This is a genomic window from Lyngbya sp. CCY1209 (assembly GCF_055795065.1).
In genome coordinates this window covers 1-24,895 of sequence record NZ_JAYFER010000473.1, presented here as the reverse complement: position 1 = coordinate 24,895, position 24,895 = coordinate 1, and the positions used below count along the sequence as shown (strand labels likewise).

Annotated in this window: 21 protein-coding genes; 12 read left to right on the top strand and 9 right to left on the bottom strand. The window is 56.0% G+C overall.

Translation table 11 applies throughout. The features are described 5' to 3' along the window. Positions 1–174 precede the first annotated feature (174 nt). The 3 genes from AC0QHF_RS15180 to psb28 all read left to right on the top strand — a co-directional run bounded on the left by AC0QHF_RS15180 (position 175) and on the right by psb28 (position 3,643). Positions 175–417: a hypothetical protein gene (locus tag AC0QHF_RS15180; protein ID WP_324705069.1), complete on the top strand. Its 243-nt coding sequence runs from the start codon at positions 175–177 to the stop codon at positions 415–417. 222 nt (positions 418–639) lie between these two features. Beyond that, entirely contained in the window at positions 640–3,015 is a 2,376-nt protein-coding gene (locus tag AC0QHF_RS15175) for a DUF1565 domain-containing protein (RefSeq protein ID WP_324705068.1), read from the top strand. 292 nt (positions 3,016–3,307) lie between these two features. Then, the gene (psb28, locus tag AC0QHF_RS15170) at positions 3,308–3,643 is read left to right on the top strand and encodes a photosystem II reaction center protein Psb28 (RefSeq protein WP_324705067.1); all 336 of its coding nucleotides are present in this window, start codon (positions 3,308–3,310) and stop codon (positions 3,641–3,643) included. 77 nt (positions 3,644–3,720) lie between these two features. Here psb28 and AC0QHF_RS15165 read toward each other — a convergent pair whose 3' ends face one another. Beyond that, on the bottom strand, positions 3,721–4,611 hold the full coding sequence (locus tag AC0QHF_RS15165) for a LysR family transcriptional regulator (protein ID WP_324705066.1): 891 nt from the start codon (positions 4,609–4,611) through the stop codon (positions 3,721–3,723). A 123-nt stretch (positions 4,612–4,734) separates the two neighbouring features. Between AC0QHF_RS15165 and AC0QHF_RS15160 the strand changes: the two genes are divergently transcribed. Then, positions 4,735–5,433, top strand: a complete 699-nt coding sequence (locus AC0QHF_RS15160; protein ID WP_324705065.1) for a pirin family protein — start codon at positions 4,735–4,737, stop codon at positions 5,431–5,433. Positions 5,434–5,803: 370 nt separating this feature from the next. Then, positions 5,804–6,388 carry an NADPH-dependent FMN reductase gene (locus AC0QHF_RS15155; RefSeq protein ID WP_324705064.1) on the top strand — a complete coding sequence of 195 codons (585 nt, stop codon included), beginning with the start codon at positions 5,804–5,806 and terminating at the stop codon, positions 6,386–6,388. A gap of 184 nt (positions 6,389–6,572) precedes the next feature. Here AC0QHF_RS15155 and AC0QHF_RS15150 read toward each other — a convergent pair whose 3' ends face one another. Further along, on the bottom strand, positions 6,573–7,280 hold the full coding sequence (locus AC0QHF_RS15150) for a methyltransferase domain-containing protein (protein ID WP_324705063.1): 708 nt from the start codon (positions 7,278–7,280) through the stop codon (positions 6,573–6,575). 173 nt (positions 7,281–7,453) lie between these two features. On the opposite strand from AC0QHF_RS15150, the gene AC0QHF_RS15145 reads away from it, so the two are divergent. The 3 genes from AC0QHF_RS15145 to AC0QHF_RS15135 all read left to right on the top strand — a co-directional run bounded on the left by AC0QHF_RS15145 (position 7,454) and on the right by AC0QHF_RS15135 (position 12,911). Further along, the gene (locus AC0QHF_RS15145; RefSeq protein ID WP_324705062.1) at positions 7,454–9,043 is read left to right on the top strand and encodes a sulfotransferase domain-containing protein; all 1,590 of its coding nucleotides are present in this window, start codon (positions 7,454–7,456) and stop codon (positions 9,041–9,043) included. Positions 9,044–9,070: 27 nt separating this feature from the next. Then, entirely contained in the window at positions 9,071–10,327 is a 1,257-nt protein-coding gene (locus AC0QHF_RS15140) for a glycosyltransferase family 4 protein (protein ID WP_324705061.1), read from the top strand. 577 nt (positions 10,328–10,904) lie between these two features. Beyond that, the gene (locus AC0QHF_RS15135) at positions 10,905–12,911 is read left to right on the top strand and encodes a beta strand repeat-containing protein (RefSeq protein WP_324705060.1); all 2,007 of its coding nucleotides are present in this window, start codon (positions 10,905–10,907) and stop codon (positions 12,909–12,911) included. A gap of 143 nt (positions 12,912–13,054) precedes the next feature. Here the strand turns inward: AC0QHF_RS15135 and dxr are convergent, their stop codons facing one another. Then, the gene (gene dxr / locus AC0QHF_RS15130; RefSeq protein ID WP_324705059.1) at positions 13,055–14,245 is read right to left on the bottom strand and encodes a 1-deoxy-D-xylulose-5-phosphate reductoisomerase; all 1,191 of its coding nucleotides are present in this window, start codon (positions 14,243–14,245) and stop codon (positions 13,055–13,057) included. A gap of 182 nt (positions 14,246–14,427) precedes the next feature. Here dxr and AC0QHF_RS15125 point away from each other — a divergent pair, with 182 nt between their 5' ends. Genes AC0QHF_RS15125 through AC0QHF_RS15115 form a run of 3 tightly spaced genes read left to right on the top strand, consistent with a single transcriptional unit; the run spans position 14,428 to position 18,098 of the window. Continuing rightward, on the top strand, positions 14,428–15,942 hold the full coding sequence (locus AC0QHF_RS15125) for a DUF2079 domain-containing protein (RefSeq protein WP_324705058.1): 1,515 nt from the start codon (positions 14,428–14,430) through the stop codon (positions 15,940–15,942). 45 nt (positions 15,943–15,987) lie between these two features. After that, positions 15,988–17,457, top strand: a complete 1,470-nt coding sequence (locus AC0QHF_RS15120) for a DUF2079 domain-containing protein (RefSeq protein ID WP_324705057.1) — start codon at positions 15,988–15,990, stop codon at positions 17,455–17,457. A 17-nt stretch (positions 17,458–17,474) separates the two neighbouring features. Next, positions 17,475–18,098, top strand: a complete 624-nt coding sequence (locus AC0QHF_RS15115; protein ID WP_324705056.1) for a LysE family translocator — start codon at positions 17,475–17,477, stop codon at positions 18,096–18,098. A 56-nt stretch (positions 18,099–18,154) separates the two neighbouring features. Here AC0QHF_RS15115 and AC0QHF_RS15110 read toward each other — a convergent pair whose 3' ends face one another. From AC0QHF_RS15110 to AC0QHF_RS15095, 4 genes are all read right to left on the bottom strand, one after another. Continuing rightward, a complete protein-coding gene (locus AC0QHF_RS15110; protein ID WP_324705055.1) occupies positions 18,155–18,775 on the bottom strand; it encodes a J domain-containing protein in 621 nt (206 codons plus the stop codon). 109 nt (positions 18,776–18,884) lie between these two features. Further along, a complete protein-coding gene (locus AC0QHF_RS15105) occupies positions 18,885–19,481 on the bottom strand; it encodes an ATP-dependent Clp protease proteolytic subunit (protein WP_324705054.1) in 597 nt (198 codons plus the stop codon). 127 nt (positions 19,482–19,608) lie between these two features. Continuing rightward, positions 19,609–20,247, bottom strand: a complete 639-nt coding sequence (locus AC0QHF_RS15100) for an ATP-dependent Clp protease proteolytic subunit (RefSeq protein ID WP_324705053.1) — start codon at positions 20,245–20,247, stop codon at positions 19,609–19,611. A 20-nt stretch (positions 20,248–20,267) separates the two neighbouring features. Further along, on the bottom strand, positions 20,268–20,942 hold the full coding sequence (locus AC0QHF_RS15095; protein WP_324705052.1) for an ATP-dependent Clp protease proteolytic subunit: 675 nt from the start codon (positions 20,940–20,942) through the stop codon (positions 20,268–20,270). A gap of 259 nt (positions 20,943–21,201) precedes the next feature. Here AC0QHF_RS15095 and AC0QHF_RS15090 point away from each other — a divergent pair, with 259 nt between their 5' ends. Further along, positions 21,202–22,440 carry a vWA domain-containing protein gene (locus tag AC0QHF_RS15090; protein ID WP_324705051.1) on the top strand — a complete coding sequence of 413 codons (1,239 nt, stop codon included), beginning with the start codon at positions 21,202–21,204 and terminating at the stop codon, positions 22,438–22,440. 33 nt (positions 22,441–22,473) lie between these two features. On the opposite strand, the gene AC0QHF_RS15085 is transcribed toward AC0QHF_RS15090, so the two are convergent. Both AC0QHF_RS15085 and menD read right to left on the bottom strand, forming a co-directional pair. Then, positions 22,474–22,635 carry a hypothetical protein gene (locus AC0QHF_RS15085; protein ID WP_324705050.1) on the bottom strand — a complete coding sequence of 54 codons (162 nt, stop codon included), beginning with the start codon at positions 22,633–22,635 and terminating at the stop codon, positions 22,474–22,476. 338 nt (positions 22,636–22,973) lie between these two features. Beyond that, positions 22,974–24,731 (bottom strand): 2-succinyl-5-enolpyruvyl-6-hydroxy-3-cyclohexene-1-carboxylic-acid synthase, encoded by a 1,758-nt coding sequence (gene menD, locus AC0QHF_RS15080; RefSeq protein WP_324705049.1) that lies wholly within the window; start codon positions 24,729–24,731, stop codon positions 22,974–22,976. Between the last annotated feature and the right edge of the window lie 164 nt (positions 24,732–24,895).

Here is a 24,895-nt window from a genome sequence, read left to right as displayed (position 1 = left end):
CCCACCCCTCGACGACACCGACTCTCTCGGCGATCTGATCTGGACCCTCATGCAGTCCTCCGAATCCGTTAAGAAAACCTAAAGCCTCCCGAATTCCCCCTTCCCAGCGTGAAAGAGACGGTAAAAATACGCCTCAACTGACATCCATATTTGTCCGAGGGAGGGTCTATTCTTATGAATCCCAAAAATTTACCCAAAATCGAAGGAATTTACGGGCACTATCTCCGCGACGCCGTTCGCCGGGAAACCTACTGTTATCAAATTACCGTCTGGTACGAAAATCCGGAAAATCAAGCCTTTTCTTGGCGGGTCGATGCCCTGAGCCACTTGAATCACAGCCACGAATTGCTCGGCGGAACCACGCCCCTGAGCGACGAACTGGCCGACCATATCGGGGGTTATTTGCGAACCGCTTAAAATCTCGGGGATTTCACCCCCGGCGTGCCGCCACGATTCGGGGCGATACCCCCCGGGGGTGAAACGCGGGAGGGCGAAAAACCCGATTGCTTAACGGTTGCCGATCGCGCAATGATTGAACTGGATTAAATTTTTCCGGGTTTCGTCCAGAATCTTTCGTCCGGGGGGTGTAACCCGATTTTAGAATCAGCGCAGATAAATTTGTTATCCACAGACAGAATTATGGCAACAATTTACGTCAACCCATCTACCGGCAGCGATCGCGGCGACGGCAGTCAGTCCGCCCCCTACAAAACCTTGACCCACGCCCTAAAACAAGCGGAGTCGGGGACTCTCATCCAGTTGGAAACCGGGACCTACAACAGCGCCAACGGGGAAGCCTTCCCGCTGATGATCCCCGCCGGAGTCACCGTCGTGGGCAACGAGTCCGGGACCGGAAGCGGCATTTTGATCGAGGGCAGCGGACGCTACAGCAGCCCCAGCACCGGCGGCCAGGAAGTCACGATCGCGATCGCGGAAAACGCCGAACTGCGGGGCGTGACCGTCACCAACAGCCAAGTCCGGGGCACTGGGGTCTGGATCGAGTCCGCGTCCTGCAACGTCGTCCGCTGCACCTTCACCCGCTGCCGCCGGGAGGGCGTTTACGCCACCGGCTCGGGAATCCCCAACATCCTCAGCAACGTATTTGTCGATAACGAAGGCTACGGCCTCTCCCTCGAAGGCAGCGCCAAGGGGGAAGTGCTCAACAACACCTTCCAGAGCACCGGCTACGGCATTTCCATCAAAGATAACGCCGCCACCCGCATCGGCGACAACACCCTGTTTGAAAATCGCTCCGGCATTCTGATCGCCGGAAATGCCACCCCCGTCCTCCGCCGCAACCTGATCGAGCGCAACACCGGAGATGGCGTCGTGATTACCAACGATGCAGTCCCCGACTTCGGCAACGCCCGAGAGCCGGGGGGCAACATGATCCGCAACAACGGCGGATTCGACATCAACCACGCCGGCACTCAGGCGATCGCATCCTTCGGCAACTTGCTCGACGCCGGCCGCGTCCAGGGCCAGATCCGCGTCGTCGTCCAAAGCGCCCCGACGAGCGCCCCGCCGACGCTCTACGTCAACTCCTCCACCGGCAGCGACTCGGGATCCGGGAGCCAGTCCGCCCCGTTCAAAACCATCGCCCACGCCCTCCGACAGGCCGAACCCGGGACGGTGGTGCTCTTGGCGCCGGGAAACTATTCGGCGGCGACGGGAGAGGCCTTTCCCCTGTTCGTCCCCTCCGGCGTGACGTTGGCGGGGAACGAAGCCGCCAAGGGAGAGGGGATTCAAATTACCGGCAGCGGCCGCTTCACCAGTCCCAGCGCGGCGGGGCAGAATATCACCGTTTTGATGGAACATAATTCGGCGATGCGGGGGGTGAGCGTCACCAACGACCAAATTCGCGGCACCGGGGCCTGGATCGAGTCCGTGTACTGCGTCGTGGCGAACTGTCAGTTCGCGAACTCCAAGCGGGAGGGGATTTTCGTCACGGGAACCGGCATTCCCGAAATTGTCGGCAACCACTTCGAGAAGAATGCCGGCAACGGCATGGCGTTGGCGGGGAATGCCAAGGGGGAAATTCGCGGGAACAAGTTCGAGGATACCGGGTACGCGATCGCAGTCCAGGCCCAGGCGGCGCCGCTGATCAGCGAAAACCAGATTCTCAACAACCGTACCGGAATCGTCCTGTCCGGCAGCAGCAAGCCGGTGTTGCGGAAGAATGTGATCGAGAAAAACCTCCAGGACGGTTTGACGGTCATCGCCGAGGCCCTGCCGGATTTGGGCAGCGATCAGGATTCGGGGGGCAATATTTTCCGGGATAACGGCAAGTACGACGTCCAGAATGCCGGGAAGTTCAAGTTGATCTCCGTCGGGAATGAGATCAACCCCTCCAACACCCGGGGGGATATCGAGTTCGACAGCAATATCGTCCCCCCGCCGACGCCCCCGACGCCCCCGACGCCCCCGCCTCCGACGGACGACGAGCCCTTTAGCGACGTTGCGGGACACTGGGCGCGGGAGTTCATCATCCGCCTGGCGAATATGGACATCATCAGCGGGTTCCCGGACGGCAGTTTCCGCCCCAACGAGAACCTGACCCGCGCCCAACACGCGGCTCTGCTGGCGAAGGCTTTCGAGCTGACGCCCATCCGGGAGGCGACGGCGTTCAAGGATGTGGCGATCGATTTTTGGGCGAAAATGGCGATCGAACGGGCGAACCGGGCCGGATTTTTGGCGGGTTTCCCCGATCGCAGCTTCCGCCCCAACCAGAATCTGACCCGCGCCCAGGCGATCGTGTCGCTGATCAACGGGTTGAAGTTGACCGGGGGTAATCCCAATTCCCTCGGCACTTACACCGATCGCGCCCAGATCCCCAGCTACGCGACGGAGGCGATCGCGACGGCCACCGACAGCCGGATCGTGGTGAACTACCCCAGCCGCACCACCCTCTCGCCGCAGCGGGACATCACCCGCGCCGAAATCTCGGCCATCCTCTACCAAACTTTGGTGGCCATCGACCGGGCTCAGGCGATCGATTCTCCTTATATCGTCTAGTTCCCGCCGTCTCAATTTGGGGGACATCCGAGGGGGTGTCCCCTTTTGTGTAGGGTGTAGGGTGTAGGGTGTAGGGTGTAGGGAATGGAAACCGGCTTTTCATCATCCTGAGTACCCGGACAGTTGACACATCATTACCGATCGCCGCAATACTACTATTTGGTCAAACAGTGGTAAATGCGATCGGGATGCACTAGAATGATAAAATGCAAAAAAATTGCTCTCATCCCGGCACGGAGACGGTGTGGGGATAGAAAAATTGTGAATTAATTGTTGTTTAAAGACCAAAATTATGGCTTCAATTCAGTTTTCTCGGGGAGTTGACGAAGAAATAATCCCGGACGTGCGGCTCACCCGTTCCAGAGATGGCAGCCAAGGAACGGCCCGATTTACCTTTGAAAATCCGAAAGCCCTGGCCGACGATGCCACGGAAGAGATCACGGGGATGTATTTGATCGACGAAGAGGGCGAGCTCACCACCCGCGAAGTCAAAGGCAAATTCATCAACGGCAAACCCACCGCGATCGAGGCGGTTTATTTGATGAGAAGTCCCGAAGAATGGGAGCGATTCATGCGGTTCATGAATCGCTACGCCGAACAAAACGGTTTGGAATTCAGCAAATCATAAATTGGGTTGTGTTCGGTGGGGTGTGGGGATTTGAGATTTGAGATTCTTCCCATTCCCCATTCCCTATTACCGATTACCTATTCTCTTTGAAAGCGATCGCGCAAAAAGTCGGCGAACAGGCGGATTTTTGCCGAAAGGTAACGGTTGGGGGGGTAGACGACGTATAAGGAAATTTTCGGGGGGCGGTAGTCCGGCAAAATCGGGCGGAGGGTTCCCCGTTGCAAGTGTTTGGCCGCGATGAAATCCGGCGTCAGGATGATGCCCAACCCCGCCACCGCCGCCTCGACCAGAACTTGGGCATTATTTGAACAGAGAGTCCCCCGGATGGGGATGGTGTGTTCTCCGTCCGGGCCGACGAGTTTCCATTGGTTGCCGGTGGCGAGATAGCCGTAGTGGAGACAGGAATAATTTGGAAGTTCCCGGGGGTGGGTGGGAATTCCCGCCGTTTCCAGGTAGCCGGGGGAGGCGCACAGCAGGCGATCGACCGGCGCGATCGCTTCGTAAATTAACGTCGTATATTCCGGGGGTTTGGCGATGCGGAGGGTCATGTCGAACCCCTCTTCGATCGGGTCGATCGCGCGATCGTTGAGGGTGAGTTGCACCTGCAAATCGGGGTATCGGCGCATGAAATCGGCCACGGCCGGCCCCAGGTGCAGGATGCCGAAGGACATGGGGGCGTTGATTTTCAGGGTTCCCCTCGGTTCTTCGTGGAGTTGGGAAACGGCCAGTTCCGCCGCTTCGAGTTCCGCGAGGATGGCCCGGGCGCGATCGCAAAAGGCCAGACCCACTTCCGTCGGCGTGACCCGGCGGGTCGTCCGCTGGAGCAACTGGACGCCCAGATGCCCTTCCAACTGCATCACCAATTTATTCACCGCCGACCGCGACAGTCCCATTTCCCGCGCCGCCGCCGCAAATCCCCCGCAGGCGACCACGCGATCGAAGGCCCGCAGGGATTCAAATTTATCCATATTGTCAATAAAATAGAAACAAACTGTCTATAAAATTATATATTGTCTTTTTTTGAGAATCAATTTAGAATAAAGCTAATCGCAAAGACCGGGACTCGAACTCAACTCGGAGGTGATTTGGAGATGAAAATTCGTTATGGTGGCGATCGCGGGACGGCGAATTTCGGCTGGTTGGACAGCCGCCACACCTTCTCCTTCGGGGGATATTACGACCCCGAACACATGGGATTTTCCAGCCTGCGGGTGCTCAACGAAGATCGGGTGCAACCAGGGCGGGGATTCGGAACCCACCCCCACCGGGATATGGAAATTATTTCCTACGTTCTGTCCGGTGCCCTCGAACATCGGGACAGCATCGGCAACGGTTCCACCATCCGTCCGGGGGACGTTCAGCGGATGTCGGCGGGTACGGGTATTCTCCATAGCGAATTCAACGCCTCCCAAACCGATCCGGTCCACTTCTTGCAAATTTGGATCGTCCCCGATCGCCCGGGACTCCGGCCCAGTTACGAACAAAAAACCTTTTCGGAAGCGGAAAAACGGGGTAAATTGCAACTGGTGGGATCTCCCGACGGCCGCGACGGTTCCGTTCGGATTCATCAAGACGTGAATTTGTACGTCTCGTCATTAAAATATGGAGAAACGGTCAGTTATTCCGTATTGCCGGGGCGGGTGGCGTGGGTTCAAATTGTCCGGGGTTCGTTGATGTTGGGCGATCGCAATTTGACCGCCGGAGATGGCGTCGCCGTCCACGAAACAGATGTTTTCACCCTGGCGGGGACATCGGACACCGCCGAAGTGTTGATCTTCGATCTGCCGTGATACAGCTTGATCCCCCATTATCCCCCTTGATAAGGGGGACTTGGAATTCCCAAAGTCACTCGTATCAAATCTGTCGGGTCTTAGAGCCGTTTGATCCCCCATTATCCCCCTTGATAAGGGGGACTTTGAATCCCCGAAAGTAACTCATATCAAATTCGGTCATTTGCCCGCCGAATCTTCCCAATCCTCGACCGAGGATTTGTGCTATTAGCTTGGGAATTGATTCCCAAGCGGTGTGGATATCCAACCGGATTTTTCCGGGTATTGGCTCGGATTTGATATCACCAGCTCAAAAAAAGCTCTATCCCAAAATTCGGATTGAGCGCGAAAAGTTATCCGCCATCATCGATTTATTTTTGAGGTAAAATCAATGGAAAATACACCCAAAATCTTGGCATTCGCCGGCAGTGCGCGGGAAGCGTCCCTGAATAAAAAAATGGTCAAGATCGCCGCAGAAGGGGCGAAACAGGCGGGGGCAGATGTCACCGTTATTGATTTTCGGGATTATCCCATGCCGCTGTACGACCAAGATTTGCAGGATCGGGAAGGATTTCCGGAGAGCGTCCTCGAATTCAAAAAGTTGTTGAAATCCCACCACGGCTTTTTAATTGCCTCTCCTGAGTATAACAGTTCAATTACGCCACTGCTCAAAAATGCGATCGACTGGGCCTCCCGTCCGGAGGAGGGAGAACCCCCTTTATCTTTAACTTGTTTCCGGGGAAAAGTCGCGGCAATTATGGCGACTTCTCCGGGGGGTTTGGGCGGTTTGCGGGGGTTGTTTCACGTCCGCTCGATTTTGGAGAGTATCGGCGTTTTGGTGATTCCGGAACAGAAAACCATCCCGAATGCTTATCAGGTTTTTGACGAAGCTGGAAATATCAAAGATGAGAAGCAACGGGAGGACGTTTTGGGATTGGGAGAAAAGTTGACCGGCATTCTGACAAAGCTGATTTAGAAGCCGCTTGGGAATTGATTTCCGAGGGCGCAAGCCAGGGGTCTCTACGAGCGAAAATCCTCTTCAGAGGATTGAAAATGGAATGTCCCCATCAAACGAGAGACGTGCGATCGTCTACTGTCGGATCGATCTCCCCTCTCCCAAAGTTGGGAGAGGGGTCGGGGGTGAGGGCGAGGTGAGGGCGCTACCTCGTTTTCCTCAAAATGGTAATAAATTCGGTGGCATTTTGAAACATTCGTTGAACGTCCAGGGGGAAATCGAGGTGGGTTTTGAGGGCGATCAGAAAGTCCAAAAAGTCAATCGATCGCCAGACGTGAAAGTGGATGCTGTAGTCCCGCTTGATCAGCTTTTTGACCATCTCTTCGGCGGTGTCTTCGTCTTTTTCGCCGACGACGATCCGAATCCACTCTTCGTAATGTTCCCGCTTGGACTGTTCCGGCCCTTCTTCGTAGTCCCGCAGCAGGTGGGGGAAGGGGGTGACGGGGCGATCGCAGTCGAAGGAATAGCGCTTGTCGGGAACCGCCAGATACAGAATGCCGTCAGTTTTCAAGACTCGGAGCAAATTTTTGAGCGTCAGAATGGGGTCTTGGCAGTGTTCGATAAAGTGGTTGGCGATCACGAAATCTTGGCTGGCTGCTTCGACGGTTTCCAAGTATTCGCCGTTGTCGATAATATCGACTTCAACCAGGGGCTCGGACGCCAATTCGGGGTAGTGGCGGCGGAGGTCGGGGACGGCCATGCGATCAACGTATTTGACCCGCGCGACGTCCGGGACAATGAGGGGATGATTGAGGGCGCCGACTTCAATTCCATCTCCGGACAGATACCGATCAGCAAAAAATCGGCGGAACTGATACAGTAATGATTCTTGCTCTAAAGTTTCAGTTGACATGAGACCCAAAAATGGCGATCGAATATTCGGTTCGGGAGAGTGGGCGGGGGTGGGAAGAGCGGAGAACGCCCGAATTTTTCCCCCCGACATCCCGGATTTCGTGGTGATTGTAACCGAATTAGGTATATGATTTCTAGGGAAATTGGGAATTAGCCAAATTAAACTGAGTGGGTATGGAACCGGGAGATAGGGTTTGGCCGTCGAGGACTGATGGAGCGGGCGCGATCGCGCGAAGCGCAGCGCCAAAGGCGATCGCACCCCCGCCGCACTTTATAATTATCGGCACCCAAAAAGGGGGGACCAATTCCCTGTATCAATATCTCTGCCAACATCCCCGGATTCTGCCGGCGACGGGTAAAGAAATCCACTTTTTCACCCTCCACTACGATCGCGGCTGGGACTGGTATCGATCGCAATTCCCCCCGACTGCGGACGGACGCCTGCTGAGTGGGGAGGGGTCACCTTACTATTTATTCCATCCCCACGTTCCCCGACGCCTCTACGAAGGGTGTCCCGGGGTGAAATTGATCGTGTTGTTGAGAGATCCGGTCGATCGCGCCATCTCGCACTATTATTGGGAAGTCGGCCTGGGGTGCGAACCGCTGTCGTTGGAGGAGGCGATCGCGGCCGAACCCGAACGGCTGCTCTTGGAGACGGAGAAACTCCTCGCCGACCCGAGCTATTACAGTTTCAACCATCAAAACTATACTTATTTATCCCGGGGCATTTATGTGGAGCAGCTACAACGGTGGATGTCCGTCTTTCCCCGGGAACAATTTCTGATCCTCCGCAGTGAAGATCTGTATGCCGATCCCGAAACCACCGTCAACCGAGTTTTCGAGTTCTTGGAGCTGCCCGAACACCACCCGAGCCATTACAATCGCTACAATGCGGGCAACTATTCCCCGGTTCCGGAACCGATCCGCCGGCAGTTGCGGGACTATTTCCGTCCCCACAACCGCCGGTTGGCGCAATTTCTCGGCTGGGATCTGGGTTGGGACGAGTCCGGTTCCGAAAATGAGAGTTTACCCCCACAGGAGGTCAAGCAGGCAGCGGTGAGCGAGAGTATCAAAATCGACTACGAAGGGGCTTGGGACGAATACGCCCAAAATTGGACGAGTGCGAGTCCGGATTTCGTCCACATCGGGGACGAGTGGATCGGCAAGGCGGCGGGGGCGGCGAATTCCCGGGCCGAATACGAGGCGATCATCGAAGAGCGGTTTATTGCCCCGTATATCCGGAAACACCACGCGGTGTTGGAAATCGGGATCGGGGGGGGGCGGACGGCGGCCATGCTGCTCGACTACTGCGATCGCCTGGTGTGCGCGGATATTTCCGGTCGGATGTTGGAGGCGACGCGGGACCGCCTGGGAGATGAACGGGTTCGCTATGTGAAACTCGACGGCATCACCCTCGACGGCATCGAGCCGGCATCTTTGGATCTGTGTTTCTGCTACGATACGATGGTCCACCTGGAGCCCCGGGATATTTTCAACTACCTGACTCGCATCCCCCCATTATTGAAGGGCGATCGGCTCTGTCTGTTCCACCACACCAACACCCTCAGCGAGCTCGGCTGGCAGAAATTCCTCAAAGACTGGGATCGAAACCTGCTCGGACGCCGGCAGGGAACCGCCTTTTCGGTGATGACGGATAGTCTGATGGAAAAATTTCTCTCCCATATCGGCTACGAGATCTTGCACAAAGACACCCGCACCGTCCCCCGAGACTGCGTGTGGATCTGCCGTGCCCCTGCCCTGTGATGTCGATCGCCCAATTTCTGGTTCACCATGCGAGCACTATTTCTGCACCCCAACTTTCCGGCCCAATACCGGCACATCATCACCGCCCTCGGCGCGGACCCCAACAACCAAATTGTTTTCGGGACCAAAAACGAGCGCCCCGAGTGGAACATCCCGGGCGTCACGAAGGCCCTGTTCAAGCCCACCCGCGACCCGAGCGCGGAAACGCACCAATACGTCCGGGGTTTGGAGGGTGCGGTGATCTACGGTCAGGCGGTGTACCGGATGGCCGAACAACTGAAAGCCCGGGGGTTCGTGCCCGATGTCATCTGCGGCCATTCCGGTTGGGGTCCGACGCTATTCGTGAAAGAAGCCTTCCCGGATACGCCCCTGCTCTGCTATTTTGAATGGTTTTACCGGTCGAGAGGGTCCGATGCGGATTTCGACCCCGCCGATCCCCTGACCATCGACGACATGGCCCGAATTCGGGTGAAGAATTCTCCGATCCTGATCGATCTATACTCTTGTGATTGGGGGATTTCGCCGACCGAGTGGCAGCGATCGCAATTTCCTGCGGAACTGCAATCGAAGATTTCCGTCATTCATGACGGCGTGGACACCTCCTATTTCAAGCCCGACCCGACGGCCCAGTTGATCCTGCCCAATTTGGACTTGAGTGGGGTCGATGAGATCGTCACCTACGTCGCCCGCGGCATGGAACCCTATCGGGGTTTTCCAGAATTCATCGAAGCGATGGCGTACATACAGGAAAGAAGGCCAAATTGCCACGCGGTCGTTGTCGGTTCCGAGCGAGTTTGCTACGGTAAATCTCTGCCGGACGGCGTGAGTTACAAGCAGAAAATGCTCGAACAAATCCCCCTGGATCTGTCCCGCATTCACTTTGTCGGCCCGTTACCTTACGGCCAATATCTGAAGGTGATCCAAGCCTCCGACGTCCACATCTATTTGACTCGACCCTTTGTCCTGTCCTGGTCTATGATAGAGACGCTTTCCACAGGTTGCCTCGTTCTCGGGTCCGATACCGCCCCCGTCCGGGAGGTGATTCGGGACGGCGACAACGGCCTGTTGGTGGATTTCTTTTCCCCCAAGCAAATCGCCGATCGCGTGGACGAGGTCCTCGACCACCCGAACCGGATGGCCGAATTGCGCGATCGCGCCCGCCAGACGGTTGTGGAGCGTTACGATCTCTCCGAGTTGTTGTCCGAACAACTGCAGTTGATCGAAGAAGTCGCCCGGGGAGGCCGGCCGGTCGCCGCCCGGTCGTCGCCGGTGGTCGTCGCCTAGGTGAGGGCGAGGGTCGGACGGCCGGAGTCCCTCCCAATGGGGGACTTCGGGCGGCGGGTGGGATTCGACCGCCGAGATTCGGTTTCTTGTTTCTCCCGCCCGGGGGATGAAATCCCACAGATCGTCCCGATAAAATCGAGGCTCAACCCGTGACTTTGGAGGGGCGTTGGCATCAATTGAATGTGGAGAAAACGGGGGGGGAGTCCCCGTGAAAAATCACCGTTCTCGAACGGCTCTTGTCAATGGCATCCGGCTTTTTTTTAGCCAGAAGCGATCGGAGTGGGAGCCTCCAAGGAACCCGAGATAGAGATGTTCCGTCTAAACTTTACGGGGACCCAAATCAATCTAATAAGAGTAGTGATTAGAAGACGATTCAGGGAAAAGCGATCGCCAGACCAATGATAATAGACCCCGGAGATCTAAATAGTCCCACGGACATCGCCGCCGGGCGTGTGGGCAAGGGACTAGACTTGCTGAGGCTAAAAAGGTTAAACTACTGCCGAACAAACTCTGGTGTTTCAGGCAGTGTCTGTCGTCCCAACGGCTCAAGAACATCATTGCGGAGGAGTGAAACAAAATGACATCTGGAACAGGTATAACCATTCTCACCAGCGGTCCTGATTCATACAATCAGAACGCACCTTTTGCCCCCAGGCCAGATACCATCCTGGGGATCGGAGGAAATGACACCATCACCTCCGCAACCCTGGGAGGGAGTCTGATTTACGGCGATAGCCTGGTCGGCAGCGACATCAGCGGCAACGATGTCCTCACCAGCGAAGGAAGCGGGGACACCCTCTTCGGCGGCCCCGGAAACGACTCCCTACAAGGTCGGGCCACCGGTGTCGCCCTCGTGGGCGAAGACGGCCGCGATACCCTCTCGTCGGACCTGTCCGCAACCCTCTACGGAGGAGCCGGCAGAGATTTCGTCATCGGCGTCGCCGCCAACAACTATTTATTCGGAAATCAGGACGAAGACACCATTTTGGGTGGCTTGCAGGGTGGCGATTCGATGTACGGGGGCAAGGGAGACGACCAACTCGGCTTCTACAACGCCTCCGGTGTCAGCAACATTGGTGTCCTCGTTCCCCCGGCCGTTGGGGGTGCCAACCAAGGCAACAACTTCGTTAGCGGCAACATCGGCAATGACACGATCGTCGGTATCGGCAGCGGAGATAGCCTGTACGGCGGCCAGGATAACGACTCCGTCGTTGTCGTCGGCGACTTGTCCTACGGCAGCGGGGATTTGGGCAACGACACGCTATCGGCCCGGAACCCCCAAGGTTCCATCAGTCCCTTCGATACGACGACCGCTCTGATTGGCCTGACCCAGGTGACGTTGATCGGGGGTGGCGGGGATGACTCCATCCGGGGCGGGATCGGTACGTTCGGAGACGGCCAAAACCTTCTCGACGGCGGAGACGGCAACGATACCATCCTCAGCTTTGCGGCTCAGGATTCCGTACTCGGTGGCGGTGGAGCCGACTTTATCTCCACCAACACCTCCAACGAGTTGACCACCCAAGGTATTCCCAGTTCCCTCCCCAATTTTGCAGGCAACAGCACTTTGGACGGCGGTTTCGGTAACGATACGGTCGTCGCCGCCTTTGCCAGCGACTCCCTGTTCGGCGGCGAGGGCAATGACAGCCTGTTCGGATTCTTCAGCATCATGGACGGCGGCGTGGGCAACGATACCCTCGACGGTAGCGCCTTCGTCCGCACCTCCACCGTCCCCCTCACGGTTAGCCTGTTCGGCGGAACCGGTGCCGACTTCATTATCGGTGCAAGTACCACGGCCCTCAGCAACGTCCTCGACGGCGGCGACGGCAACGATACCATCGCCTTCGGCAGCACCGGGGACACCCTCCTGTCCGCCAGCGCCAATATGCTCGGCAATGACAGCATCTCCGGCGGCAGCTTCGATGTCGGCTTCACTATCCTGGATACCCTGGGCAGCAACACCGTGGATGGGAGCGACGGCAACGACAGCATCCGCACCGGTTCCGGCGCCGACTTCCTGCAAGGCGGTACGGTGGCCGCCGGATTCGCCGGCGGTGGCGCCGGCGACGACACCCTGATCGCCGGCGGCGGCAACGACTTCCTGTTCGGCGGCACCGGACTCGATGTCCTCAACGGCGAAGCTGGCGACGATACCCTCGAAGGCGGTTACAACGCGGATACTTTGGTGGGTGGCGACGGCCAAGACCTGTTCCTGTATCGGTTCCAGGCGGCGATCGCCGGATCGGAAGCCGACTTCATCACGGACTTCAACGCCGGCGAAAATGACCAGCTCGTGTTCAGCCGAGACACTAACACGGGTGGGTTTGGCTTCGATCTGATTGCGGGCGTCAGCGAAAACGAACTCGGACCGAACCAGTTTGTCCTCATCCCGACGGGGGTTTACACCGATGGCGATGCCAACATCACTTCCCCGCTGCTGGCTTACGAACAGGCCACCGGTGCGCTCAAGTACGATGCCAACGGCAGCGACGCCGGAGGAACCTCCATCATCGCCCAATTTGCCCAGTTGGAAGACGGCAGCTTCCCGCGCATCAACAGCGGTGACGTTCTGATCATTGCTTAATTGAAACCGAGTCACTCAGGGCAATTGAAAAATTGTTCTGAGTTGCCGATCGCGGCAATTGGAAGTCAATTTCCCGGTTGATAAGCGAATCAAAAAAACCCAGATCGAATGTCTGGGTTTTTTTGGTGATCATGCAGATTTTTTTAAATTGAAATCGCCACTTTCTGATCGACGGCCAGACTCGCCTCGTTGACCGCCTCCCGCGCCCAGCGATCGCTTTCCAAAATGTCCTCCAATGTGGGATTTTGGCGGTTATCTGCCCGGTGGCGATCGCAGACCATTTCGATCATCTTCGGAATCTCTAAAAATCCAATTTTTTCATCTAAAAATAGCGCCACCGCCTGCTCGTTCGCGGCGTTCAAAACCGCCGGCATCGTCCCCCCCGCCCGTCCGGCGGCGTAGGCTAATTGCATACAAGGATATTTGCGATCGTCCGGGGCTTTAAAGGTCAAACTGCCCGCCTTCACCAAATCCAGCGGTTCCCAATTCGTATAAATTCGCTCCGGCCAAGACAGGGCGTACAGCAGCGGCAGCCTCATGTCCGGCCATCCCAACTGCGCCAAAACCGAGGTATCTTGCAATTCAATTAAAGAGTGAATAATACTCTGGGGGTGGATGACAATTTCGATCGCGTCGTAGTCCACACCGAACAGGAAATGAGCCTCGATCACCTCCAACCCCTTGTTCATCATCGTGGCGGAATCCACCGTAATTTTCCGCCCCATCGACCAGTTCGGGTGCTTGATGGCGTCGGCCACCGTCACTTCCGGCAACTTTTCCACCGGCCAATCCCGGAACGCCCCCCCGGAGGCGGTGAGGATAATCCGCCGCAACCCGCCCTCGGGAACCCCCTGTAGACATTGAAAAATCGCCGAATGTTCGGAGTCAGCCGGCAGCAGTTTGACACCGTATTTCTCGATCAGGGGATTGACCACCGGCCCGCCGGCGATCAAGGTTTCCTTATTCGCCAGGGCGATATCTTTCCCCGCCTCGATCGCGGCGATGGTGGGCAGCAACCCCGCACAGCCGACGATCCCGGTCACGACGGCCTCCGAGTCCCCGTAGCGGGCGACTTCCGCCACGCCAGACTCCCCCGCCAAAACCACGGGTTGGGGGTCCAGATCCGCGATCGCCTCCCGCAATTCCGGGAGTTTCGCCTCGTCGCAGATCGCCACAATTTCCGGGCGAAACTGCCGCACCTGTTCGGCGAGGAGGGCGGCATTGCCCCGCGTCGCCAACCCGACAACCCTGAATTGATCTGGGTGGTGGGCGACAATATCGAGGGTTTGAGTCCCGATGGAACCCGTCGAACCGAGAAGTGTGATTGCTTTCATCTTTTCTTTAGCTTGTTTTTTCCACGATACAATAGTCCGTCCCGCGATCCCAATCGGTCGGGAATCGGGAGTCGAGAATCGAGAGTCGGGGGAGGGCGAATGGCAGCGAACCCCGACAATTTCAACCCCACCCGACACCCTACACGCCAAACTGTTACGATGAGGGGCGATATCAATTGCAGTTGGCTACACCCGGAATGGAAACGTCCCCAGAATCTGCGACTTCTCAGCCGAAATCGAAGGTGGCGATCGCCCCGGACGCCCTGTTGTGGATGATGGGGGGCGCGATCGCGATCTTTTTGATAACCAGCAGTCTCCGCCATTATATGTTCCAATCCACCGGCTTCGATTTGGGCATTTACGATCAAGTCACCTATTTGATGAGTCAGGGACAGCCGCCCATCTCCTCCATTCTCGGCTTCCACCACATGGGAAATCACGCCGCCTGGTCCGTGTATCCCCTCGGATTGCTATATCGCATCTATCCCAGCGTTTACTGGCTGCTGGTAGTCCAGGCGATTTCCCTGGCGGCGGGGGCCTGGCCGACCTGGAGTTTGGCGCGGCGGGCCGGATTGGACGATCGCACGTCTCTGGGAATGGCGGCGGCTTATTTACTGTATCCCGTCGTTTTCAATATCAATTTGTTCGATTTTCACCCGGAAGTCATGGCCCTTCCCGCTTTATTGGCGGCAATTTTGGCGGCGCGACGGCAAAAAATCTTCGGGTTCTGCGCGGCGATTTTGTGGGTGTTGGGCTGCAAGGCGGTGTTATCTCTGACCATTATCGCCCTGGGAATCTGGCTGATATTTTTTGAAAAACGGCGGGGGTGCGGCGCGATCGCATTAATGGCGGGATCGGCCTGGTTTGTCATCGTCACCCAACTCATTATCCCCCAATTTAGCGGCGAGGAAGTGGCGGGTGTCTGGCGTTACACCTACCTGGGCAATTCTGTTATTGAAATCTTGATTAATTTGTTTCTGAAACCCCAGTTGGTTTTGGGGAAATTGTTCTCCCTGGAAACCTTGGATTATTTATTCGTCCTCGCCTTGCCCGTCCTCTGGTGGCTGTCGCCACGCCACCTGACACCGTTAATTCCCGCCCTCCCCACTTTACTCGTTAACAGCCTTTCGGAAGTCTCCTTTCAACGCAGCCTCGCCTACCAATATTCCATCCCCGTGATTCCATTTTTACTGCTGGCGGCGATCGCGAGTTTGGCCGGAAACGGAAACACCCTCTGGGGCGGTTTGAATCACCTGTGGCAAAAGTGGCAAAATACGGATAAGTTTCCCCTGTCTCTCCCCAAGGCGATCGTGCTTTGGTCTTTATTAATTTTCCTGTTGTATGGAAAATACGGGCGATTTTTGGAGTACACCCAACGCCTCGACACCTGGCAGGCGACGCGGGAAGCCGTGGCGACGGTTCGACCCCAAACGGCCGTTTTGACGGACAATTATCTCGCCCCCCACCTCACCCACCGCCGCGTCCTCAAACTCTTGAGTCAGGTGTCCGCCGACGGGGATTTGACAGAATTTGATACAGTGATTTTAAACCGACGCCATCCCTGGCCGGATACGGTGGAGACGGGGGAAGCGATCGCCCGCAGGTTGGCCGCCGACCCCGAATTTCAAACTCTCTATCAGCAAAATGATGTGATGGTTTTCCGACGTCTTGATGTCCGGGAAGCATCTCCCGAGTAAAATCGCCGAACCCCGATCAGGCGTACCAATGTACCGAGTCAAAAGGTGTCTTTTTCCCCATCGAAACGGTTTCAATTTCACCCCGTCGCCCTGATGATGGCGATCGCATTTGTTGTTTTATTTGCCGCCAGCAGCCTCCGGCACAATTTGTTTCAGTCTACCGCCTTCGAGTTGGGAATTTACGACCAGGTGGTTTATCTCATCAGCCGGGGCGAACCGCCGATCTCTTCTTTTCTCAACATTCATCACATGGGAAATCACGCGGCTTGGGCGGTATATCCCCTCGGGATTTTATACTGGATTTATCCGTCGGTTTACTGGCTGTTTTTGGTGCAGGCAATTTCCCTGGCTGCCGGGGTCTGGCCGACCTGGGGTTTGGCGCGGCTGGCGGGGTTGGATCGGCGGGTTTCTGCGGCGGTGGCGGCGGCTTATTTGCTGTATCCCGTCGTTTTCAATATCAATTTATTCGACTTTCACCCGGAGGTCATGGCTGGACCCGCTTTGCTGGCGGCAATTTTGGCGGCGCGGTGCGATCGCACCCTCTGGTTTACGGTGGCAATTATTTGGATTTTGGGCTGCAAAGATGCCCTATCTTTGACTGTAATTGGGATGGGGTTTTGGCTGTATTTTTGCGAGAAAAAACGTCGCTGCGGCGCGATCGCACTGTTTTTGGGTACGGTTTGGTTCGCGATCGCCGTCGGTGTCATTATTCCTTATTTTAAAGAAGGAGGGGGGCCGGGTGGGGTCGGCCGCTACACTTATTTGGGAGACTCGATCCCCGAAATTATAATTAATTTAGTCTTCAAACCGAAACGGGTATTAGAACGGGTCTTTTCTCCGGATTCTTTGGAATATCTCGCCCTCGTCTTTTCTCCGGTGATTTTTTGGCTGTCCCCCCGCCACCTCAGCCCTTTAGTTGCCACCGTGCCGGTGTTGGCCAAAAATATGTTATCTGATATTCAAGCCCAGCGGGATTTGATCCACCAATATTCGGTTCCCATCGTGCCTTTTTTGATGGTCGCAATAATTGCAACTTTGGCGGAAGGAAAGGGCTATTTGGGAAAGTATCTGTGGGTTTGGTTCTGGCGCGATCGCTCGATCCAATGTATCGGAAGTTTCAATTATAACCTGCACAAATTAATCGTTGTTTGGTCGCTGATTGGGTTTGTTTCTCTGGCAAAATTCGGCTATTTTTGGTCGATTTATTTGGAGGAAATCGACACTTGGTCGGCCAGTGGAAATGCGGTGGCCCGGGTTTACCCCGACGGCAGCGTTCTCACCACCGCCAATCTCGCCCCCCACCTCACCCACCGAAGGGCGATCGAGTTCACCAATTCCGATGCGAAAATTCCCGATTTGACCCAATTCGACCAGGTGTTATTAAATCTCCGCCATCCGGGTTGGAGAAGCAGCCGCGAATTTGCCAATTTTTTATTTGAAAATCTCCAAAATAGTGACGACTTTGAAATTCAATATTCACAAGATGACGTGTATTTGTTCAAGAAAATTTATTAAAATGGATGGATATTAAAATGGATGTTACACTGTCTTTAACGAGTATCGTCGCCATGTTTTTGACCCTGCTGGTCCTCGCCGCGCTCCCCAGTGCCAGCGTGTTGGCGGTATCAGCGCGATCGGTCTCCTCCGGATTGATTCACGGCATCCTCACCGCCGCCGGAGTCGTCGCGGGCGACATCATTTTTATTTTACTGGCGATCGGCGGTCTGGCGATGCTCGTGGAGGCGACGGGCGATCTGTTCGTGTTCGTGAAATATTTCGCTTGCGGCTATCTGATCTGGTTGGGGGTCAAACTGTGGAGAACCCGGGCGAAACCGCGTACCGTCGAGGGAACCCGAGATGCTTCTTTATTCTCCAGTTTCTTGGCGGGACTTCTGATTACCTTAGCCGACCAAAAAGCCGTCTTTTTTTACCTGGGTTTTTTCCCGGCATTTTTCGACCTCGACGCGGCGACCCCTCTCGATATTGCGATCGCGATTTGGGTCGCGGTTTTGACGGTTGGCGGGACGAAGATTGCTTATGCGATCGCCGCCAGTCGGGCCGGATTGTATTTCAGCCCGAAATTGGGCGTTCTCCTCAACAAAATCGCCGGAAGCCTGATGATCGGCGCGGCGGTTTTGATGCTATTCCTGCGTTGAATTGACTCCCCTCTCCCAGAATTGGGAGAGGGGTCGGGGGAGAGGGCGAGAGCGTCTCAAAAATAAATCTGTTCCAACTGCCGGAAATCCCGCTCCACTTCCGCCCACAAGGCGCGGTTGTGAGGGTCGGTACGGAGGGCTTTTTTCAAATAATTTCGAGCCTTTTCGAGCTGGCGTTCTTTGATCAGATGCCGCCCCCAACGTTGGTAGGCGATCGCCTGCCACTGGCGAATTTCCGGGTCTTGGGGGATTCTAGCCGCCAGTCCCTCCGCCAATGCGATCGCCCGGGGAAATCGCCGAGATTTGAGGAGTTGCTGCAATTCCCGATAGGAATTTTCCTTCAATTTCCGCTCGATTTCCGAGAGTTCCGGGTTGAATTGAATGGGTGGCGCCTTGCGGTAAATCTTCGGTGTGACGGGTTGGTAGCGGGGGGGTGAAACGTCCCGAACACCGGGGGATGATGTCGCCGCCCAGGCCATCTCCGCCTCCGGTTTCGCCACATCGAGCAGATATTTGTAAGCCTCCGTCACGGCGATAAACCGCTCCTGTGCCTCCGCATCGTCGGGGTTGACGTCCGGATGGTACTGGCGGGCGAGTCGCCGGTAGGAAGCCTTCACCGCCTCCAAACTCGCCCCCGCCCTCAAACCCAACCTGCGATAGTAATCCGTCGTATCCATTTCGGTCTGTTTGTCCCAGTTGAACCCGTCGCCAAACCCGCCCCGCGTTCACAACCATCGCGAACTGAGGCGGGCATCGTCGAAAGTGTACCCCAAACGGGGCGGATCGCTAAACCGGGCGCTCCTCGATCACCTGGTCGATGAGGCCGTAGTCGTAGGCTTCTCGAGCCGAGAGGAAATAGTCGCGATCGGTATCTTTCTCGATCTTTTCCAGAGGTTGGCTCGTGCGTTCGGCCAGCATCTCGTTGAGGACCGTGCGAATTCGCAGGATCTCTTTAGCCTCGATTTCGATGTCGCTGGCTTGTCCGCGAGTGCCGCCGAGGGGTTGGTGGATCATGATCCGGGCGTGGGGCAGGGCCAAGCGTTTGCCCTTCGTCCCCGCCGCCAGCAGGAACGCCCCCATCGACGCGGCTAGACCGACGCAGATGGTGACGACCTCGGATTTGATGTACTGCATGGTATCGTAAATCGCCATGCCCGCCGTCACCGAGCCGCCGGGGGAATTGATGTAGAGGTAAATCGGTTTGGACGGATCTTCGGAGTCCAAATAGAGCATATAAGCCACGATCGCATTCGCAATACCATCGTTGACTTCTTCTGACAAAAAGATGATCCGCTCCCGGAACAGCCGTTCGTAAATATTAATCCACTGTTCATAGGTACTACCGGGGAGGCGGTATGGAACGCTGGGGACACCAATGGGCATGACTTTTACTTCTCTCGTTTCGTGAGGTTGAACAAAGGATTTTTTAACAAGTTTGGGGCGTGGGGTGCGGGGAAAATTGAGACGTGAGAATTCTCAAAAATTCCGTCCTCATCTCCCGACCCGAACATCAACTGGGTTGCTTTAAAATGCGATCGATGATGCCGTACTCTTGGGCCTGTTCGGGGGTCATGTAAAACGTCCGGTTCATGTCTTTCGTGATCCGTTCGACGGACTGACCCGTGTGTTCGTGAAAAATCTGCATCATCAACTGCCGTTTCGAGATGATCTCTTCGGCGTTAACTTGGATGTCGCTGGCCTGTCCTTGCGTGACCGTCTGGGGGTTGTACAGGGTGATCATCCCGTGGGGGAGACTGGCCCGCTTTCCTTTCGTACCGCAGGCCAACAGCAACGCCGCCATCCCCACCGCCTGACCCATGCAGATCGTCAAGATCTCGGATTTGACGTGCTGCATCGTGTCGTAGATGGCCAAAGCCGCCATCACGGACATCATCCCCATCGACTCGTTCGCCATCCCCGCCAAAACGGGGTCGCCGATGGAGTTGATGTACAGGTAGATCGGTTTATTTTGATCTTCCGAGTCCAGATACAACATCGACGAGACGAGGGAATTGGCCACGCCCGTCGTCAGCGGTTGGTTGAGAAAAACGATCCGCTCCTGACTGAGGCGGGTGTAGATGTTGATCCACCGCCACTGTTGGCTGCCAGGAATTTGGTAGGGGACGCGAAGAATGTCATCGACAGGCATAGTTGCTAACAGAAAAGAGTTTACGAAATCCCGGCGGGAATTTGTGTGGGCAGTTCCTTGGTGCTTTCCAGGACGCGATCGATGAGTCCGTACTCTTTCGCGTGTTCCGGCGTCAGGTAGAACATCCGGTCGGTGTCTTTGGCAATTTTCTCCGCCGGCTGGCCGGTATTCTGAGACAAAATATCCAAAACGGATGTTTTGTTCGCCAGGACTTCCTTGGCCCGAATTTGGATGTCGGTGGCCTGGGAGCGCCCCATCCCCATGCGAGGTTGGTTGAGGACGATGGTGGCGTGGGGGAGGCTGGCCCGAAATCCTTTGGTTCCGGAGGAGAGGATCATCGCCGCGGTGCCCATCGCCTGACCGATGCAGATGGTGTGGACGGGGGGTTTGACGTAGTTGATGGTGTCGCAGATGGCGAAGGCTTCGGTGTCCTGACCGATCGCATCTCCGGTGTACCAGGAAGTCCCGGTGGAATTGATGTAGAAATAAATGGGTTTTTCCGGATCGGAAAATTGCAGGTACAACAGTTGGGCGATGATCAGTTTGGTGACATCGACGCCGAGTTGTCGCTTGTATTCGTCCGCAGATACCAGCGGCGATCCCAGGTAGATGATCCGTTCCTTGAGCAACAAGGACGGAAGATCGGGCGGGGGCGTCCGCATTGCACTGTCACTGTAGTAGTAGGGTGATTGCACGGTTTAAACCAATGAACTCATCAAGGATGTGGCATTCGGGCAGACCGCCAGTTGTCGGGTCAAACGTCCTTGCCATCAGACCTGACCCGTGCGATCGCCGGGTGCGGGTAAACTATTAATGTATAGTAACGCAACTCTCGATCGGTCTTCCCGGGGAGCGGGTAGGGAATTCCCCCCCGATCGCTCCGCCGACCGGAGTGCGTGCGCCGTTTGTCCGCCTTTATTACGGATGGGATTTTAAAATTCCCGGAGGTCTTCGATGAAAGTCAGTTTGCAACCCGCTCTCAACGATCCCAACGTCGATGCGAACCAGGGATCGAGCCAGCGTCAACTCGCCATTTCGATTTCGGCCCTTCCCGAGTCGCTCGAAAGCCACATTCCCCTGAATCTCTGCCTGATTTTAGATCACAGCGGTTCGATGAGCGGCCGACCGCTGGATACCGTCAAGCAGGCGGCGGGGGAACTCATCGATCGCCTCAACCCGGGCGATCGCATTTCGGTGATCGCCTTCGACCACCGGGCGAAGGTCTTGGTTCCCAACCAGGATATCATCGACCCCGACCGGATCAAAAAGCAGATCGACCGCCTGCGGACGTCCGGCGGCACCGCGATCGACGAGGGCTTGAAGCTGGGGATCGAGGAGTTGGGAAAGGGCAAGCAGGAGCGGATTTCCCAGGCGTTTTTGCTCACCGACGGGGAAAACGAGCACGGGGATAACGATCGCTGTCTGAAGCTGGCAAAATTGGCGACGGAGTACAACCTCACCATCAATTCTTTGGGGTTCGGCGACGATTGGAACCAGGATGTTTTGGAAAAAATTGCCGACGCGGCTGGCGGGGCCCTGGCCTATATCGAATATCCGGAACAGGCGATCGACGAGTTCGGACGTCTATTTACGCGGATGCAGTCCGTGGGGCTGACCAATTCTTATTTGTTATTTTCCCTGTTTCCCAACGTGCGGTTGGCGGAATTGAAGCCCATCGCCCAGGTGTCCCCGGACACGATCGAACTGCCCGTCCAGTCGGAGGGCGATCGCTTTGCGGTGCGTCTGGGGGATCTGATGAAGGATACGGAACGGGTGGTTTTGGCGAATTTGTATATCAGCAAATTAGCGCCCGGAAAGCAGGCGATCGCGCAAGTCCAGGTCCGCTACGACGATCCGGCGTTGGCGGTGGAAAACCTCTACTCCGAACCGATGCTGGTGGAGGCCAACGTGATCGGCGACTACCGCCCCACTGCGGACAAGCAGGTGCAGCAGCACATTTACGCCCTGGCGAAGTACCGGCAGACTCAGATCGCCGAAACGAAGTTGCAGCAGGGCGATCGCGCCGGGGCCGCCACGATGTTGCAGACGGCGGCGAAAACGGCCTTGCAGATGGGCGACAAAAGCGGTGCCACCGTCCTCCAGAGTAGCGCCACCCGCCTCCAGTCGGGCGAGGAGCTTTCCGAGGGCGATCGTAAGAAAACCCGCATCGTCTCCAAAACGACGCTGAAATAGTCGCTGGGGCGGGTTCTGCCCGCCCTATATTTCCTATTCTCCCAAACACCAGGCTACGAACAGCCCCAGCACCACCAACCCCGTCCAACTGGGCAGGTGCAGCCAAGCGAGGAAGTTGACGGGTGCGAGAATAAAAATAGAGGTGAACAGCGAGCTGACGAACAGGACGGCGATGACCAGTAGAAAAGATAGCACGGCGGGCGATCGGGGGATGGATGAACTGATAGCGCTGCGCGCGGGAGTCGGGAGTCGGGAGTCGGGAGTCGGGAGAACTCAAAGCCCCTTTGAATCGAGGTTTTGAAGTTTTCGAGGTTCCCCCGAATTTGTTAACACCCGAGCGCTCATTGCCATAACATTAAATGATACATCCGATCTTCGCCAACCCGGAAACCTTTCTCGCCCTCACCCCCGGCTCCTCTCCCAATTCTGGGCGAGGGGAGTCTATTCTGCGGTTCCCCCCGATCTCCCCCCGATCTCCCCCCTTACTCCCCCCTTACTCCCCCCTTACAAAGGGGGGCTGGGGGGGATGGGGGCTAGGGGGGCTGGAGACCCTTCTTTTGGGTTATTTTTTGATGCAATTCTCGATTGTTTTGGCGGTCGGTTTTGACTTCCAATATTGCGGATTGCTGGGAGGCGATCGCACGTTTATAATCTCTCACGAAGTCTTCCAAAGTTTGGGGCGAAAAATATTCGATATCAAATAATTTGGCGGCGTGGGAAAAATTGAGGTTTTGGGGCGTGCCGAAATAGGGTTCAAATACGTCCTCAAATTGAGAAATGGGCAGGAAGGAGAAGATGCCGCCGCCGTTATTGTTGATGGCGATAATCCACAGGGGATGGGGGAGCGATCGCACCAAGGAAAGGGAGTTCAAATCGTGCAGAAATGCCAGATCTCCAATTATCAAAGTCGTGGGGGCATTCAACCCCTGACATAAACCCGTGGCGGAGGCGATAATTCCGTCGATGCCACTGGCTCCCCGGTTGGCTCCTATTCTAACATAATTTCCGCCATAAAGTCCATAGTTATCCATGTCGCGGACGGGCATACTGTTAGATAAAAATAAGCCACTGTCGGGGGGGATGTGGCGGGAGACTTCGCGGGCGATCGCGATCTCGTTTAAATCCGATTCTGGTGTCAAACTGTCTGCGATCGCGTCGGCGATTTTTTGAGCGGTTTTCGAGAGGTTATTTTTCCAAGTTTCGGAAATTTTAGATATCAAAAATGGCGATAGATTCCGACAGAAAATTTCGATATCGCTTTCGATTCGGTGGGTGACGGCGTGGGTGGGATCGTGGCGGCTGGGTTCGTCGAGGATGACGATATAATTGGCGGGGGGATGCTGTTCCAACTGCTGCAAAAATCGTTTGGAGAGGATGCGATCGCCGATCTGTAAAACCGTTTCGATGGGTTCGGAGTTATTCCAAATTTCGGCGGATAGTAGAAAATCGAAATATCGAATCTGTTCGGGGAGGGAATTCCCCAGCCGCAAGCCGGAACGGATATCGGCAAAAATGGGAAATTGTAACCGTTTCGCCAACTCGGAAATGGCGGCGACTTCTCGGGGAGATGATAACGCCCCGATCGCCAAGATTCCCCGTTTCGTTTCGTTCAAAATAGCGGCGATCTGTTGCAGGGTTTGGGGAGTCGGTGTCGCTTTCGGGAGTTCGTAAATCGTCCGGGGGCGATCGCCGTTCAACCATCGTTTCAAGGGGATTGTGTAACCGTCCGAAATGGCGGAATCTGTCGGGGCGAGGGGTTCCCGAAACATACAATTGAGGTGAACCGGACCGCAGGGCGATCGCCGGGAACGGTAAATGAGTTGATCGACGGTGGTTAAAACGACGGCGGGAGAGATGCTTTCATCGGGACAGGGAAGATCGAACGTCCAGCGAGTGTAATTTCCGTAAAGATTGACTTGATCAATGGTTTGATTTGCCCCCGTCTGCCGCAATTCCGGGGGGCGATCGGCGGAGATAATAATCAAGGGTAAGCGATCGGCGGATGCTTCGATCACGGCGGGGAAATAGTTGGCGGGGGCGGAACCGGATGTCGAGATCAAAACGGCGGGATTTCCCGTCGCCCTCGCGTAGCCGATCGCGTGAAATGCGGCCCCCCGTTCGTCCACACAAACCCGGCGTTTCGCTTTGGAATGGCGGGCGATCGCCACCGTCAGCGGGGTGGAACGGGAACCGGGAGAAAGGACAAAATAATCGATACCATTGCGAATCAATTCTTCGACTAATAGCGTCCCCCACAGGATGTTAAGATTGGGTGCATTAAAAAAACTCAATTGTAATTCCTCAATCAGTTTTGTAGCCCAGGCATCTTGCCTGTGACAAGCTAGAAGCTTGTTTTACGCGATCGCTTTTGTAGCCCAGGCATCTTGCCTGTGACAAGCTAGAAGCTTGTTTTACGCGATCGCTTTTGTAGCCCGGGCATCTTGCCTGTGACAAG

Coding starts and splice junctions, on each gene's coding strand:
- AC0QHF_RS15145 (WP_324705062.1), top strand. CDS start 7,454: ATGGAACCGGGAGATAGGGTTTGGCCGTCGAGGACTGATGGAGCGGGC.
- AC0QHF_RS15105 (WP_324705054.1), bottom strand. CDS start 19,481: ATGCCCATTGGTGTCCCCAGCGTTCCATACCGCCTCCCCGGTAGTACC.
- AC0QHF_RS15110 (WP_324705055.1), bottom strand. CDS start 18,775: ATGGATACGACGGATTACTATCGCAGGTTGGGTTTGAGGGCGGGGGCG.
- AC0QHF_RS15175 (WP_324705068.1), top strand. CDS start 640: ATGGCAACAATTTACGTCAACCCATCTACCGGCAGCGATCGCGGCGAC.
- AC0QHF_RS15135 (WP_324705060.1), top strand. CDS start 10,905: ATGACATCTGGAACAGGTATAACCATTCTCACCAGCGGTCCTGATTCA.
- AC0QHF_RS15140 (WP_324705061.1), top strand. CDS start 9,071: ATGCGAGCACTATTTCTGCACCCCAACTTTCCGGCCCAATACCGGCAC.
- AC0QHF_RS15165 (WP_324705066.1), bottom strand. CDS start 4,611: ATGGATAAATTTGAATCCCTGCGGGCCTTCGATCGCGTGGTCGCCTGC.
- AC0QHF_RS15150 (WP_324705063.1), bottom strand. CDS start 7,280: ATGTCAACTGAAACTTTAGAGCAAGAATCATTACTGTATCAGTTCCGC.
- dxr (WP_324705059.1), bottom strand. CDS start 14,245: ATGAAAGCAATCACACTTCTCGGTTCGACGGGTTCCATCGGGACTCAA.
- AC0QHF_RS15160 (WP_324705065.1), top strand. CDS start 4,735: ATGAAAATTCGTTATGGTGGCGATCGCGGGACGGCGAATTTCGGCTGG.
- AC0QHF_RS15115 (WP_324705056.1), top strand. CDS start 17,475: ATGGATGTTACACTGTCTTTAACGAGTATCGTCGCCATGTTTTTGACC.
- AC0QHF_RS15100 (WP_324705053.1), bottom strand. CDS start 20,247: ATGCCTGTCGATGACATTCTTCGCGTCCCCTACCAAATTCCTGGCAGC.
- AC0QHF_RS15090 (WP_324705051.1), top strand. CDS start 21,202: ATGAAAGTCAGTTTGCAACCCGCTCTCAACGATCCCAACGTCGATGCG.
- AC0QHF_RS15155 (WP_324705064.1), top strand. CDS start 5,804: ATGGAAAATACACCCAAAATCTTGGCATTCGCCGGCAGTGCGCGGGAA.
- AC0QHF_RS15180 (WP_324705069.1), top strand. CDS start 175: ATGAATCCCAAAAATTTACCCAAAATCGAAGGAATTTACGGGCACTAT.
- psb28 (WP_324705067.1), top strand. CDS start 3,308: ATGGCTTCAATTCAGTTTTCTCGGGGAGTTGACGAAGAAATAATCCCG.